The organism is Massilia sp. (genome assembly GCF_032106685.1).
In the GTDB taxonomy this organism is placed as follows: Bacteria; Pseudomonadota; Gammaproteobacteria; order Burkholderiales; family Burkholderiaceae_D; genus Telluria.
Genome location: NZ_DAMCPG010000020.1, coordinates 48668 through 64818, shown reverse-complemented (window position 1 = coordinate 64818; position 16151 = coordinate 48668). Strand labels below are relative to the sequence as shown.

6 protein-coding genes are annotated in these 16151 nt (G+C 69.9%); all 6 read right to left on the bottom strand.

The window, feature by feature from the left end; genetic code table 11:
* Complete coding sequence (locus RT688_RS12980; protein ID WP_313705299.1) at positions 1–2850, bottom strand: pitrilysin family protein; 2850 nt, start codon at positions 2848–2850, stop codon at positions 1–3.
* A gap of 174 nt (positions 2851–3024) precedes the next feature.
* The gene (gene udk, locus RT688_RS12975; RefSeq protein WP_313705298.1) at positions 3025–3666 is read right to left on the bottom strand and encodes a uridine kinase; all 642 of its coding nucleotides are present in this window, start codon (positions 3664–3666) and stop codon (positions 3025–3027) included.
* A gap of 218 nt (positions 3667–3884) precedes the next feature.
* Entirely contained in the window at positions 3885–5825 is a 1941-nt protein-coding gene (gene recD, locus RT688_RS12970; protein ID WP_409521915.1) for an exodeoxyribonuclease V subunit alpha, read from the bottom strand.
* On the bottom strand, positions 5822–9463 hold the full coding sequence (gene recB, locus RT688_RS12965) for an exodeoxyribonuclease V subunit beta (protein WP_313705296.1): 3642 nt from the start codon (positions 9461–9463) through the stop codon (positions 5822–5824). The genes recD and recB overlap by 4 nt, the downstream gene beginning before the upstream one ends.
* Positions 9460–12876: an exodeoxyribonuclease V subunit gamma gene (gene recC / locus RT688_RS12960; RefSeq protein WP_313705295.1), complete on the bottom strand. Its 3417-nt coding sequence runs from the start codon at positions 12874–12876 to the stop codon at positions 9460–9462. Before recC ends, recB begins: the two co-directional genes overlap by 4 nt.
* A gap of 84 nt (positions 12877–12960) precedes the next feature.
* The gene (locus RT688_RS12955; RefSeq protein WP_313705294.1) at positions 12961–16074 is read right to left on the bottom strand and encodes a CHASE domain-containing protein; all 3114 of its coding nucleotides are present in this window, start codon (positions 16072–16074) and stop codon (positions 12961–12963) included.
* Positions 16075–16151: the final 77 nt, after the last annotated feature.

Below are 16151 nucleotides of genomic sequence, written 5' to 3'. Positions count from 1 at the left end.
TTACCGGGCAAGCATCACCGGCTCGTCAAACCCCAGCTCCTTCATCCGCGGCAGCTGCGTCTTGGCATCGCCCACCACCAGCCAGACCATCCTCGACGGATCGAGGTACTTCTGCGACAGCGCCTGCACGCGCGGCAGCGTCATCGCCTTGACGACGCCTTCGCGCTGCTTGACGTAGTCCGCGCGCCAGCCGTACTTGCTGATGTTGTCGAGCATGGCCAGCTTGGCGCCCGCCGTCTCGAAGGCGCGCGCATTGCTCTTGACGAGGAAGTTCCGGGTGGTTTCCAGGTCCGCCGCCGAATAGGTCGGGGCGTAGTCCTGCAGGATCTGCTTCACCAGCTGGGTCGATTCGAGCGTGACGTTGCTGCGCACGCCGCTGGCGATGGTGAACGGTCCTGCACTCTGGCTGCCGCTGAAGGACGAATTGATGCCGTAGGTGTAGCCCTTCCCTTCGCGCAGCTGCTGGGTCAGGCGCGAGGCGAAGCCGCCGCCGCCCAGGATGTAGTTGGTGACGGTCGCCGGGTAGAAGTCCGGGTCGGTCGCCGCCAGCGCGCGGTAGCCGATGCGCAGCACCGACTGCTTGGCGTCCGGGACGTCGACAAAATACACCTTCGCAGGCGCACGCTCGCCCGCCGCCACGGCCGCCGGCAGCTTCACCGGATGGGCTTTCCAGTCGCGGCCCAGCTTCGTCAACGAGCGGGTGATCGCCGCTTTCGGCAAGGCGCCGACCACGTGCATGCGCGCCACCGACGGCGACAGGTTGGCGCGGTACCAGGCTTTCAGGTCGTCGATGCCGATCGCGTTCACGCTCTCGACCGTGCCGAGGATGTTGCGCGAACGCGGGTCGTCCTTGCCGTAGACCAGCTTGCCGAAGTGGATGGCCGCCAGCGCGTTCGGGTCGGCTTCCTGCTGGCGGATCTGGCTCAGCACGCTCTGCTTGACGAGGGCGAACTCCTTCTCGTCCCAGCGCGGCTGCAGCAGGATTTCCTCGACCAAATCGAGGGTGGCCTGGTAGTTGCGCGCCAGCGTCGTGACGCTGATACGCACGTCTTCGCTGCGGGCCGACACGTCGATGGTCGCGCCCAGTTGCTGGATCGCTTCTTCCAGCTCTTCCGGCGTCTTCTTCGCGGTGCCCTGGGTCATCAGGCGCGCCATCAGATTGGCGACGCCCACCTTTTCCGGCTGGTCGAGCAGCAGACCGCCGTCGATGGCGATGTCGAACTGCACCAGCGGCACCTCCTTGTTCTCGATCCCGACCACGCGCATGCCGTTCGCCAGTCTGGTGTCCCAGACCTGCGGCACCTTCACCACCGGCGCCGCGCCGTAAGGCGGCTCCTTGCTGCGGTCGAAACTGGACGGGGTGCGCGTGTACTCGGCGTTCGCGCTCGGGTCGACCGCGTTCTCGGCGCCCTGCACCACCTTCTCCTCGACCACGTCGGCCTTGCTCGAACCGCTCAGGGCCAGCGCCAGCTTGCCTTTCGGGACGAAGCTGGTCGCCACGTAGGGCTTGCCCTTGATGTAGGTGTCGTAGACGCGGCGCACGTCGGCCGGGGTGACGGCCAGCGTCTTCCTGATGCCTTCTTCGGCCTGGCCCGGATTCCCGGTCAGGTAGTTGTACTCGGCCAGCAGGGCCGACTTGCCGAGCACGCTGGACATCGCGTTGTAGAAACGGGTCTCGAGGCCGGCCTTGATGCGGTTCAGGTCGCGCTCGGAGATCCCCTCCTTCTCGAACCTGGCGAAGGCCTGGTCGACCGCGGCGGCGACCTGGTCGAGCGGCTTGTCCTCGAAGGCGCGCACTTTCAGCATGAACTGGCCGGCCAGTTCGGCGCTCTGGTTGCCGATCTGGACCTTCGGCGCCAGCTTGGCGTCTTCCACCAGCACCTGGTAGAACGGCGCGCGCTTGGTTTCGGACAGGTACTCGGCCAGCACCTCGAGGGCATACGAATCCGGATGCAGGTCCTCGACGGTCGGCCAGGCCATGGTCAGTTCCGGCAGCTTCGCGAAGTTGTCCTCGTGCGCCAGCTTGACGGTCTGCTTCACCACGCCCGGGCGCTTGGCGATCGCCTCGACCGGCGCGCCGCGCTTGATCTCGCCGAAGTACTTCTCGACCCACCTGCGCGCCTGGGCAGGATCGAAGTCGCCCGCGATCACCAGGGTCACGTTGTTCGGCACGTACCACAGGCGATAGAACTCCTTGACGTCGTCCAGGGTCGCATTCTGCAGGTCCTCGAGCGAACCGATCACCTGCCAGTTGTAGGGGTGGTTTTCCGGGTACAGGGCCTTGTTGATGACGTAGCGGGTGTGGCCGTAGGGCGCGTTGTCGACGCCCTGGCGCTTCTCGTTCTTGACGACCTGCTTTTCCTTGGCCAGCACCGGCTCGGTGACGGTGTTGATGAACCAGCCGAGCTTGTCCGCTTCGGCCCAGATCATCTTTTCCAGCGCGTCCTTCGGCACCGTCTGCAGGTAGTTGGTGCGGTCCTGCGAGGTCGAGCCGTTGGCGCCCGAGCCGCCGATGCGCGCGGTCATCTTGTCGAGACCGCCCTTGCCCAGGTTTTCCGATTCCAGGAACAGCAGGTGTTCGAACAGGTGGGCGAAACCGGTGCGCCCCGCCTTTTCGCGGGCCGAGCCGACGTGGGCGGTCAGGTTGACGGCAACCACCGGGTCGGAACGGTCGATGTGGAAGATGACCTCGAGGCCATTCGGCAGGATGAACTTCTGGAAGTCCACTTTCAGGCCGGCTTGCGGCGCGGCGGCGGCTGCGGTTGACGTCGACTTCGCGGCGCAGGCGGGAGCCAGGAAAGCCGACGACAGGCAGACGGCCAGCAGGAGCTTCGAGGGGAGCGTCTTCATACAATCAGGTCCTTGCAATGGAACGGTAAGTGCGGAACGATGGGTGGGCGCGGCGGCTGCGGCGCACCTCAAGGTTCTGGATAGTATTGCAATTTCCTGATTGCTACAACGTCAAAGCAGGGCGCGGTTGCGGAGGCGGCGGAACGGGCGCCGGGAACATTCCCGGCGTCGGGATCAGGACCGCTTCAACTGGCCGATGACGCTCGCCACCTTGGTGGTGATGACGTCGACCGCCGGGCCGTTCGCGCCGTGCGGCAGGATGACGTCGGCGTGGCGCTTGGTCGGCTCGATGAACTGCTTGTGCATCGGGCGCACCGTTTCCAGGTACTGGCCGACCACGCTCTCGACCGTGCGGCCGCGCTCGGTGATATCGCGCTGCATGCGGCGGATGAAGCGCACGTCGGAAGCGGTGTCGACAAAGATCTTCAGCGACATCATGTTGCGCAGGTCGGCGTCGTACAGGGCGAACAGGCCCTCGATCACGATCACCGGTGCGGGTTTCACGGGAATGGTCTTGTTCGAGCGGTTGTCGATCGTGAAGTCGTACTCCGGCATTTCGATCGCTTCGCCATTGCGCAGGGCCTTGACGTGCTGCACCAGCAGCGGCCAGTCGAAGGCCTGCGGGTGGTCGTAGTTCTGCTTGCGGCGTACTTCGGGGGTGAGGTCGGACTGGTCGCGGTAGTAATCGTCCTGCATCACCACCGACACCATCTCGGCGCCGAACGACGCGAGCACTTGCTGGGTTACCGTCGACTTGCCACTGCCGCTACCGCCGGCGACACCAATGACAAACGGTAGAAAGGATTTCTGATTCATCCCCGCATGATACCGGAGCGGCGGCCGAACCGACAGGGGCCGTGGCGTTTCAGGGGCGATGTGCGGCGGTCCGGCAACGCCCGTTTCCCGCCAATTGCGGGCTTTCTTGACGTGCGCGGGCGAGAAGCCGCGGAGCCGTAGGGTGGGCACGCCGTGCCCGCCCTACGGCTGAACGGCATGAGACCTTCGCCGGGCAGTTCTCGAGAAAGGCTACCGGTTCACCGCTCGATCAGGCTGCGCAAGCCACTCGCCCGGTGCGTCCTTCGCTCCACCGCCTCGGCCAGCACCGCGCCGGTCGGCGACACCAGCGTGAATTCCGCGCTGGCGCGCGTGATCCCGGTGTACACCAGCTCGCGCGTCAGGATGCCGTGCCGGTCCTCGGGCAGCACCAGCACCGTGTGGCGGAACTCCGAGCCTTGCGATTTGTGCACCGTCATCGCGTAGGCCGTCTCGACGTTGCGCAGGCGCGTGGCCAGCACCGAGCGCACCTTGTCGCCTTCCAGGAAGTAGACCCGCAGCGAGCCGGGACGCGCCGGGTCGGCCAGGGTCAGGCCGATGTCGCCGTTGAAGACGCCGGTGCCGTAGTCGTTGCGTGTCACCATCACTGGCCGCCCGACGTACCACTCGCCGCCGCAGCGCAGCAGGCCGGCCGCCTCCAGGCGCCCCTCGATCGCCGTGTTCAGGCCGGACACGCCCCACTCCCCTTCGCGCACCGCGCACAGGATGCGGAAGGCTTCGAAGTGCTGCAGCACGGCGCGCACCCAGTCCTCGTGCGCGGCCCCATCCGGCCCCGCGCGAAGCACCTCCAGGTAGGGCTGGTAGCCCTCCAGGGCGAGATTCACCACCTGGTGCTGGTGCGCGTGCTCGATCCAGCGCACGGCGTCGTCGCCGGCGCGCAGCACCGCCTCGGCGCGCGCGGCGTCGCCCGCGTTGACCGCAAGCGCCAGCTGGCCGATCGGGCCGCCGAAGCGGCGGCTGTGGCGCAGCATCACGGTCTGCTGGGCCAGCGGGCCGGCGCCGCCGAGGAATTCCCCGGGCAGTTCCTCGCCGCTGGCGATGCGCACGTAGTCGGCCGTCTCGCGGCTGTAGCCGCCGGCCTGGGCGTCGTGGCAGAGGTCGCCCAGCACGGCGCCCGCCTCCACCGAGGCCAATTGGTCCTTGTCGCCCAGCAGGACCAGGGTCGCGCCGGGCGGCAGCGCGTCCAGCAGGCAGGCCATCATCTCGAGGTGGACCATCGAGGCTTCGTCGACGATCAGGACGTCGACGTCGAGCGGGTTGCCGGCGTGGTGGGCGAAGGCGCGGCTGTCGGGGCGCGCGCCCAGCAGGCTGTGCAGGGTGCGGGCGGCGCCCATGCGCTCGGTGAGCTGGCGCAGCGGCAGCGCCTCGCCGACGCGCTCGGCCAGTTCGGTGAGCGCCTTGTCGATCGATTGCTTCAGGCGCGCGGCGGCCTTGCCGGTCGGCGCAGCCAGGGCGATGCGCTGGCGCGCGGCGTCCGGCGCGGTCGCGAACAGCAGCGCCAGCAGGCGCGCCACCGTATAAGTCTTGCCGGTGCCAGGGCCGCCGGTGATGATCGCGACCGAGCCGCGCAGGGCCACGGCGCAGGCCAGCTTCTGCCAGTCCGGCTTTTCCGAAGCACGTTGCGAGAAGAACAGCAGGTCGAGCCAGCTGCGCACCTTGGCGGCGTCGACCGGGTGCGTGGCGGCGGCGCGGGCGCGGATGCTGGCGGCGACCACGGTCTCGTCGCGCCAGTAGCGGCGCAGGTAGAGGCGTTCGCCGTCGAACACCAGCGGCTCGCCGTAGTCGAGGTCGCCCACGCGCCAGACCTGCTCGCAGGCGGCCAGCTGGGTGGCCCAGGCCTTCATCGTCTTCGGCAGCGGCGCGGCGGTGTCCGCCAGGCCCTGCCACTGCTCCCGGCTCCAGCCGAGCAGGCCGGCCGGGTCATTCGCAATGTCGGACAACTGCAGGCAGCTGTGGCCGCGCCCTTCGAGCTCGGACAAGACCGTGGCCGCCAGCAGCAGCGCCGGCGAGGTGGCGCCGAGCGAGGCGACGAAACGGGCAAAGGCGCCGGACAGGCGGCGCAGTTCGCCGCTTTCCGTCAGTCGCGCGGTTTCCGCCCACAGGGCGTCTATCCGGGCTTCGTGTTTCACGGATTCCTTCATACGAGACTTTCCTTGGCCAGCAGGCGGTCCAGGCCATCGAGCAGCGCCAGGTCGGGCTCGAGCAGGCAGCAGCCGTGGGTCGCGCTGTTGGCGATCCCGCGCAGGAACAGGAAGATCGCGCCGCCCAGCTGCGCGGCCGGGTCATAGGATTCGCCCAGGCGGCTCCTGAGCAGGCGGTGCAGCGCCAGCATGTAGATCGCGCCCTGGATATCGTAGCGGTGCCCGGCCATGCCCTCCTCCATCGCGCGCCTGGTGTAGGCGGCGTCGCCATTGCCCAGCGCATTCGACTTGTAGTCGAGCACCCAGTAGCGGCCTTCGTGTTCGAACACCAGGTCGGCGAAGCCCTTGAGCATGCCGTGCAGCTCGCGCTCGGGCAGGGTCGGGCGCGGCGTGTTGCCGAGCAGGCGGCGCCGGCACAGGCGGTCGAGTTCGCCCACGGCCAGGCCCTCGCTGGGGAACCAGAATTCCATCTCGGGCAGCGGGGCTTCGATCTCGGACAGGCTGGCCCCCAGCGGCGGCAGGCGCGTGGTGACGACCGTCTTCAGCCAGGCCAGCGCGTCGTCCAGCCGGTTGCCCCAGCCGGCGCGCTCGATGCGCTGGGCCAGGCGCGCGTCGAAATGCGGGTCGTCGACGATGCCGAAACCCTCCTGGCCGATCCACTCGAGCTGCTCGTGCAGGAAGTTGCCGGGCACCGAGCCGCGCGGGAAGCGATGCCAGGGCGCGTCCTCACCACGCGGCGCGGCGACCGCGACCTCGTCTTCCTCGAGCAGGGTTTCCTCGGCCGCGCGCTGGGGCGCCGCCGCCACGGTGTGGCGCGTGATCGAGGTGAAGGAGCCGACCGACCAGTTGCGCTCGAACTGGGCGTCGAAGGGGGCCGGCTCGACCAGCGGGGCGCGCGTCTCGACCCGGTCGAGCACCGTGCAGCCGTCCAGCGGGTCGAGGGTGTGCAGCGCGATGCCGCCGCAGTCGCCACGCAGCCGTTGCAGATGCTCGTGCAGCTTGGCGCTCTCGACCGGGCTGCCGCCACCCAGCAAATAACCCAGCGCCGACTCGTGCAGGCGGTTCTCGCCCTTCCTGCCCGCCGCGATCGCCGCCACGCCCAGCCACAGGAAGTGGCGCGCACGCGTCAGCGCCACGTACAGCAGGCGCAGGTCTTCCTCCAGGCGCGCGCGGTCCACCGCCTGTAGCGCCTCGTCGGTCAGGGCCAGGTCGATCCTGCGCCCGCCCTCTTCGTCGACGTACTCGAAGAAGGTGCGGTTGCGCTTGTCGGTCTTGCGTGCGGTGACGGCGAACGGCAGGTAGACCAGCGGGTACTCCAGGCCCTTCGACTTGTGCACGGTGATGACCTTCACCAGTTCGGCGTCGGACTCCAGGCGCAGCACGCGCTCGTCGCCGCCCTCGCCCAGGCCCTCGACCTGTTCGGCGAACCAGCGGATCAGGGCCTGCTCGCCGTCGAGCTGGGCGGAGGCTCCCTGCAGCAGTTCGGCCAGGTGCAGCAAATTGGTCAGGCGCCGCTCGCCGCCGGGTTCGCGCAGCAGGCGCGCCGGCAGGCCGAGCTCGTGGATGAAGCGGCGCAGCATGGCCAGCACGCCCTGGCGCTGCCAGCAGGCGTGCAGGGCCTTGAGCTGCTCGACCCGCTCTTCCCAGGCGGTCTCGATGCTCGACAGCCTGGCCAGCTCCGCCAGCGGCAGGCCGGCCGTGCGCGTGGCCAGCGCCGCGCGCGCGAGCTGGCCGTCGAGCGGGTTCGCCACCGCGTGCAGCCAGCGCAGCACGTCGTGCGCTTCCTCGCTCTCGACCACCGAGTCCTTGTCCGACAGGTAGACGCTGGCCACGCGCCGCCGCATCAGGGCGTGGCGGATCGCCGCCGCCTCGCGCCGGTCGCGCACCAGGATCGCGATATCGGCCGGCATCAGGCGCGTGAAGCGTCCGTCCTCCTGGAAGCCCACGCGCTCGTCGTTCAGCAGCTTGACGATGTGCTCGGCGCAGTGCTGGGCGAAGAATTCGCGGTACTCGTCCATCTTCATGTCCTCGGCCTCGGCCGCGCACATGGCGAGCGCCTGGTAGGGCCCGTCGACGCCGACCAGCTGCGCCTTGCGTCCGGCCGCCTTGACCGCCTCGAAAGGCAACGGATTGACCTCGCCCTTGCGGAAGCGGAAGGCGCCGGCGGCGTAGCCCGGATGCCCGCCATGGCCCTCGGCGTGCTGGAACAGGCGGTTCACCGCCTCCACCAACGCGGAAGTCGAGCGGAAGTTGGTGCCGAGCTGGTAATGGCGGCCGGCGGTCGCGCGGCGTGCCGCCAGGTAGCTGTGGATGTCGGCGCCGCGAAAGCCGTAGATCGACTGCTTCGGGTCGCCGATCAGGAACAGGCCCTGCTCCGGGTTGTTGTCGGCGACGCGGTACAGCAGGTCGAAGATGCGGTACTGGTCGGGCGAGGTGTCCTGGAATTCGTCGATCAGGGCCACCGGGTATTGGGTCACGATGCGCCGCCGCAGCGCTTCGCCGTTCGGCCCTTCGAGCGCCTCCTTCAGGCGCACCAGCATGTCGGCGAAGCCGAACTGGCGGGTGCGCTGCTTCAGTTCCGCCATGCGCGCCGCGATGTGGCCGGCGGCGTGGCGCAGCAGCGCGTGGGCCAGCGGGTCGATCGCCTGCAGGGCCTCGCGCAGGGCGGCGGTGGCGTCGAAGCAGTCCGGCACTTCCGCGCTGAAGTCCTTGCTGAAGGCGTCCATGATGCCGTCCGGCGTGAGGCGCTTCCAGGCGGTGTCGGAGATGTCCGGGTGCAGCATCGCGGCGTCGCCCGCCCAGGCGCGCAGACCCTCGAACCACTTCAGCAGCGAATCTGCGCGCATCTTGTTGCCGTTGAAGCATTTCGGATTGACGTCGCGCTGGCCGGCGATCCAGCGCTCCATCTGGTCCGCCCGTTCGCTCCAGCCTTCCTTCAGGCGCGCCAGTTCCGCCTGCTGCGCGCGCTGCACCCGCGCGACCAGGCTTGCCAGCGGCTCGGGATCGGGCGCGCCCAGCACCGCGGTGCGCTGCACCAGGTCGCGCACCGCCGACTTCAGGCTGTCGACGTCGCGCCAGGTGTCGAGCACGGCGGCCAGCGCCTGGCTGTTCAAGGGATAGACATGCTGGCGCCAGTAGTCGTGGGCGGCGTCCTCGAACAGCGCGCGCTCGTCGCTGACCAGTTCCTCGTCGAACAGGCTGCCGCTGTCGAAGGCGTGCTCGCGCAGCATGCGCTGGCACCAGGCGTCGATGGTGAAGATCGCCGCCTCGTCCATGGTCTCGGCGGCCAGCACCAGCCGGTACGCGGCCACCAGGCGCTCGGATTCGCCCGCGTAGCTGTCCACCAGCTGCTCCAGGTAGGGGTCGTCCACCTCGAGCTCGCCGCGGAAGTAGGCGGCCGCCTGCACCAGGCGCTCGCGCACGCGGTTCGACAGTTCGCGCGTGGCGGCGCGGGTGAAGGTCATCACCAGGATCTCGTTCGGCAGCAGGGGCCGGGCAAAGGCGGCGTCGCCGCCGTGGGCCAGCACCAGGCGCAGGTAGAGCGCGGCGATGGTCCAGGTCTTGCCAGTGCCGGCGCTGGCCTCGATCAGGCGCGAGCCGTGCAGCGGGAAGGCGAGCGCGTCGAGCAGTTGGCTCATGCTTGTTCTCCATCGAGCTTCGTCACCTGGACGGTTTGTTCAAGCCAGTCGACCAGGCCGCCGTAGAGTTGTTCGGCCAATGCCGGCCATTCGCCGCCCGACGTCAGGGCGGCAAAGTCCGGCCACAGGCGGGCCAGGCAAGGGTCGTCGACCTCGCCCGAGAGCTCGAACCCGCCCTCGTACACGGTGCGCGGGTCGCCCTCCTGCAGCTGGGCCAGCGCGGTCTTGCAGGCCAGCGGCAGCGGCGCGTCCAGGTTGCGGCGCCACAGTCGCACCAGGTTCGCCAGTTCGTCACAGGCCTGCGCGGTATCGATGGGCGCCATGGTGACCACGGCGTCGCGCGCGACCAGGTAGCCGCCGATGCCCGCTCCCGCGCCCCCAGCGGCGCCGGCGGCAAGCTGGCGCAGCCAGGGCACGATCAGTTTGTCGCCGCGCGGCTTGCCGGCCTTGTCCAGCACCTTCGAGGAGATCTGCATCAGCCACGCGGTCTGCTCGCCGTTGCTGCGCAGGCGGTCGATCCAGTCGTCGAGCTGCAGGCCGTTCAGCTCCAGCCCGACCGCCAGCTTGGGCGCGGCCTGCGGGAAGCGCGCGCCGAGCTTCAGCCAGGCCGTGCGCACCGGCACCAGGCCATCGACCAGTTGCTGCTGCCACTGCCGGCCCACCAGGCCGATCGGCAGCACGCCTTCGCGCGCCAGGCGCTCGGCGCGCGCATCCAGGGTCGCGCGCACCTCGCCGATTTCTTCCAGCGTACCGGCGTCGTCGAGCAGGCTGTCCTCCAGGAAGTAGCGCTCGAGGGCGTCCAGCGCGAATGGTTCCTCGTCCTCGCCCACCACCTCGGCCTCGCCGAACATCACGGCCAGGCGGCGCCGGAAGAAGTAGCGCGCCGGCTGTTTCAGGAAGCTGGCCAGGTCGGACAGCTTCAGGCGGAAGTCGGGTTCCAGCTCGTAGGGCGGCAGCGCGTCGCCCTCCACGGATGTGCCGGCCCCGCCCTCTTGCGCGCCGTGGGCCATGCGCCACTCGCGCGCATAGGTCAGCAAGCCGCCTTGCTCGAAGTAGCGGCGGCTGAAGGGCTGCAGCGCATGTTCCGTGGTGATGTCCTTCGGGTCGAGGCCCCAGCCGGCGCGCAGGTAGTCGCGCAGCTGGGCCACCAGCACCGAGGGCGGCTGCTCGCTGTTGTCGCGCACGTTGCGGCCGACCCAGCTCAGGTAGAGCTTGTCGCGCGCGGCCAGCAGCGCTTCGAGCATCAGGTAGCGGTCGTCGTCGCGGCGCGAGCGGTCGCCCGGGCGGTGCATGCCCGGCAGCGCCAGCAGGTCGAAGTCGGCCTGGGGCGCGCGGCGCGGGAAGTCGCCGTCGTTCATGCCGAGCAGGCAGACCACGCGGAACGGCACGGCGCGCATCGGCATCAGGGTGCAGAAGGTGACGCCGCCCGAGACGAACTGGTGGCTCAGGGTCGGCTGGTCGATCTGCCCCAGCCAGGCTTCGCGCAGCACGGCGAGAGGCACCGGCTCGTCGAAGCCGCCCGCTTCGACCATCTCGAGCCAGCATTGCAGGCCTTCGTTCAGCTGCGACAGGGTCAGGCGGTCCTTCTCGTCGCGGCCGTCGAAGAAGGCGGCCAGCAAACCGCGCGCTTCCACGCCCCACTCGGCCGGCGTACGCGACTGCGCCAGTCGCGCACGCCATTCGAGCAGGCATTCGACCAGCTGGGCCAGCGAACCGGCCAGGGCCGCGTCCAGCCCGCCGACTTCGGCATACGGCTCGATGTCGCCGAAGCGCTGGCCGGCGCCGCTGGCATAGCCCAGCAGCATGCGGCGCACGCCGAAGATCCAGGCGTTCTGCTCGCCGGCCGCGCCCAGGCCCAGGCCGGCGCGGTGCTCGCGGTCCAGGCCCCAGCGCACGCCCGCGCCTTCGATCCAGTGGCCGAGGGTGGGCAGGTCGTCATCAAAGATGCCGAAGCGCGCGGCGACCGCCGGCACGTCGAGCAGGTCGCGCACCTCGCTCTGGCGGCAGCGCTGCTGCGGCAGGCGCAGCAGCCACTCCAGCGCCACCAGCAGCGGGTTGACGCTGCGGTCGCGCGTGTCGCCGATCTCGAAGGGAATGTGGCGCGGGTCGTTCCTGCGGTGCTGGTCGAACACGGCGTGGATCGGCGCCGAGAAGGTGTCGATGTCGGGCACCATCACCACCACGTCGCGGGGGCGCAGCGTCGGGTCCCGGGCGAACCAGGACAGCAGCTGGTCGTGCAGCACCTCGACTTCGCGCTGGGTGCTGTGGGTGACGTGGAACTCGATCGAGCGGTCTTCAGGAGCCGGCGGCACCTGGGGATGTTCGGACAGCGGCAGCAGGTCGCGCACGGCGGCCTGCACCTGCTGCAGCAGGGTCTCCCCTTCGCCATCGGAGAACAAATCGATGCGCAGCCTGGTGGCGCCGGCGGTCTCCGGGCGCCCTTCCTCGTTGTCGAACTCGTCGAGCATGCGCACGAAGTCGCGCCCCTGGCGGCCCCAGCTCGCCAGCAGCGGATGGCTGTGCGCGTGCAGCTCCTCGATCGGCAAGGACGCCAGGTCGACGCCGCTGCGTTCCGGCTGGCGCTTGTGGGCGGCCTTCAGCAGTTCGCGTCCCTCGATGATGTCGCCCCAGTAGAACTGGCAGGGATTCGGCACCGCCAGCAGCACCTGCGTATGGCGCGACAGCGCGGCGATCGCCTGCAGCGTCTGGTAAGGCAGGGCCGACATCCCGAACAGCACGACCCGGCGCGGCAGCTTCGATACGGGCGGCGCACCGGACAGGATCCTGGCGACGAACACCTCGTGGATGGCGGCGCGGCCGGTGCCGCGCTGCATGGCCGGGATGCTCTCGTGGATCGCGCGCCACAGGCGCGCCTGCCAGCACTGGTCCGGCGCCAGCGGCACCGGCTCGCCGCCGGCGCGGCGCAGCTGGTCGCGACCGATCTCCCAGTCGGTCAGCCAGTCGGCGCGGTAGACCTGGTACTGGTCGTACAGGTCGGCCAGGCGCTCGGCCAGCTGCAGGCGGCGTTCCGGGCAGCCGTCGCCCAGGAAGTGGGTGAGCGGCGCGAACACCGGCTCCTGCAGCAGCGCCGGCAGCAGGCGCATCAGGCGCCAGGTCAGCGGATCCTTGTCGAAGGGCGAACGCGGCGGCACCCGCTCGCGCCCGAGCATGGCGCGGTAGGCTTCCCACAGGAAGCGCGCCGGCAGCGCCACGCGGGTGGCGGCGCACACCCCGAGCTCCTTCGCCAGCGCGATCTTGAGCCACTCGGCGAAGCCGTTCGACTGCACCAGGATGGTCTCCTGCTCCAGGGGCCCGAGCGGATGGTTGCGCAGCCAGTCGAAGACGGCTTCGCGCAGCATTTCCATCTGGTTGCCGTGCAGGATCAGCAGGCCGGGAGTAATGGTGGAGGACATCGGTGGAGGGATAGCAATATGGTTGGGCGGCTCGGCGCCACAGCATACTCTTTTTGGGGCGGCGGCGGAAGAAGCCGCCCCGGCTCACCGCGTGTCCGTGGCGCGGGCGCCAAGTTCCGTCGACACCTGCCGCTCCAGCCGCGCGAACAGGCTGCGCAGGCGTGCGCCGAGCGCCCGCGCCTGGGCCAGCGCGCCGCGCCGCTGCTGTTGTTCGAGCTCTTCGCAGACCTCGCCGAAACCGAGGGCGCCGACCGCGCGCGCCGAGGACTTCAAGCGGTGCGCAACGGCGCCGGCGCGCGCCAGGTCGCCCGAGACCAGGGCGATGTCGAGCTCGGCCAGGCCCTCGCGTGCGCTGTCGAGGAACATGAAGGCGTATTTACGCATCTTCTCGGGATTGTCGCCGAAGGTGGCGGCCAGGACGCCGGTATCGAGCAGCACCGTTGCGCCCGGCCGCGCCGGCGCCGGCGGGGCTGCGGCGCCGGCGCCGCCCGCCAAGTCGTCCGGCGCGTGCGGGCGCGCGCCCTGCTGTCCGGCATGGTCGCGCTCGACGGGGCCTTGCGCCGCGGGGCCGCGCCGGATCGCGCGCAGGATCGCCGCCGCCAGGTGGTCGGGTGCGACCGGCTTGGTCAGGAAGGCGTTCATGCCGGCCGCCATGCAGCGCGCCTGGTCCTCGACGCCGGCATTGGCCGTCATCGCGATCACCACGGTGTCGCGCAGGCGTTCGTCGGCGCGGATCCGGCGCGTGGCCTCGAAGCCGTCCATCACCGGCATCTGCACGTCCATCAGCACGCAGTCGAAGGCCTGGCGGCGCAGCGCGTCGAGGGCTTCGCTGCCGTTGTCGGCCACCGTCACGCGGGCTCCCGCCTGCTCGAGCAGCTCGCGCCCGACCTGCTGGCTGAACAGGTTGTCCTCGACCAGCAGGATGGCGCGGCCGTCCAGGCGCGGCGCGCCGGCCTGCATCGACGGCGCCGGCGCCGCGCCGCGCCTTGGCGCGCCGGCGCCCGGTTCGCGCCCGCCGTCGCTGCGCCCCAGGCGCGCCGTGAACCAGAAGGTGCTGCCCTCGCCCGGCGTGCTCTCGACCCCGACCTCGCCGCCCATCAGCTCGGCCAGCTGCTTGCTGATCACCAGTCCCAGGCCGGTGCCGCCGTAGCGCCGCGTGGTCGAGGGGTCGGCCTGGTGGAAGGACGTGAACAGCCGCCCCAGCTCCGCGGGCGCGATGCCGATGCCGCGGTCCTCGACCTCGAAGCGCACCACGGTCTCGTGGCCGTAGGCGCGCACCGCTCTGGCCCGGATCGTAATGTCGCCGCGCTCCGAGAACTTGATGGCGTTGCCGACGAAGTTGAGCAGCACCTGTTCCAGGCGCAGGGGGTCGCCGCGCAGCGGCCGGGCCAGCTCGGGCTCGACGTCGAACACCAGGCGCAGGCCCTTGGCGGCGGCCGCCTCGCCCAGCTGGGTCTCGAGGTTGCGCATCAGGGCCTCGAGCCGGAAGTCGAGCACTTCGAGCTCCAGCCGGCCGGCCTCGATCTTCGAGAAATCGAGGATGTGGTCGATGATGCCCAGCAGGTGCTGGCCGGAGTGCCAGATCTTCTCCAGGTAGTCGCGCTGCTTGGGCTCGAGCGCGGTCTTCAGGGCCAGGTGGGTCATGCCGATGATGCTGTTCATCGGGGTGCGGATCTCGTGGCTCATGTTCGACAGGAAGTCGCTCTTGGCCTGGTTGGCGGCGTCGGCCTGGGCCTTGAGCTGGTGCAGTTCGGTGACGTCGGTGGCCACGCAGAGCACCCCGCTCACGTCGCCGTCCAGGCGCACCGGCACCTTCACCTCCCACAGCTGGCGCGTGCTGCCGTCGGCCAGCACCACCTCGATCTGGCTGGCGTGGCGGGTGCCGTCGAACACGATGCGCTGGCGCTCCCAGCTGCTGTCGGCCTGGGCCGGCGGCATCACCTCGCGGTCCAGGCGGCCGACGACGCGCTCGGCCGGCAGGCCCAGCGCCTGCGCCATCTTGGCGTTGACGTAGCGGTAGCGGCGGTCGCGGTCCTTCATGTAGACGAAGGCGTCGAGGTTGTCGAGCACCGTATCGAGCAGGATGCGCTGGTCGATGGCGCCGCGGCGCGACCAGTACAGCGACAGGAACAGGCTGTACACCAGCAGCGCGCCGACGAAACCGAACGCCAGCGCCAGCAGCGGCAGCCAGCGGTCGAAGGAGGAATACAAATCGCGCTTGCGGGCGCTGAAATGGGCCTTCCAGAGCGCGCCGCTGAAATCGACCGGCAGCACCTCGGCAAAATAATCCTCGCCCGGTGGCGCCGTGCGCACGGACGCGTCGCCGTACAGCAGGCGGTCGCTTGCGAGCAGGGCCAGGGTCGGCGGCGCGCCCTTGGCGGCGGCGAACAGGCTCAGGTCCAGCGCCGGTCCCTGCTGCCTGGCGAGCGCGCGCTCGACCAGCTCCGGCACCGAGAACGCGATGCCCACCGCGCCGACATAGGTCGCGCGCCGGCTCTCGACATCGTGCGGCTCGGCGCCGCCGCGGTAGACGGGCGCACGCATGCCCAGCGCCATATGCGGTACCGGTGTCGAGACCATGATCGGGCTGCCCGAGGCGCTGATGGCGCCGGTATCGCGCGCCTGCGCCATCGCCGCCGCCACCGGCGCATTCGCGGTGATGTCGACGCCGAACTTCTCGGCCAGCTTCTCGGGCGGCTCGATGTAGGTCAGCACGTTGTAGCTCGGGCGCCGCCCCGGCGGGCTGATGTCGAAGCCGGGATAGCCGAGCGGATCGAGGCTGCGGTCGGCGCGCACCGCGGCCACGAATTCCTCGCGCGCGCTGTCGGGCACGTGCTGGGAGTACGAGACAGCATCGATCGCCGGGTAGTTGGCGCGCAGGTCGAGCAGCGCCACGTAGCGGTTGAACTGCAGCCGCGTCACCGGCGTCTTGGTGGACGAGAACAGGGCGACGAGGGCGCGCGTGACTTCGGAATACGAAGTGATCGCGGTGGCCAGGCGCTCCTGGGCGGCGCGGGCGCTGTACTCGAAGCGGCGGCGCGCCTCCTGCTCGGCGTTGCGGCTGGCGACCATGTGCAGCAGCGCGCCGACCAGCAGCGCGAACCAGACGCCGGCGCCCCACAGCACCAGGCGCGTGGTGCCGCGCATGCCGCGCGTGCCGAAAGCCGCGCCGATGCTGCGGGTGATAGAGAGAGTCATCGCCGGTATCGTACAGGATGGGGCCGCTTGAATACTTGGTAATATACGCGATCGGCGCGCCGCGGGGCGCTCAACAG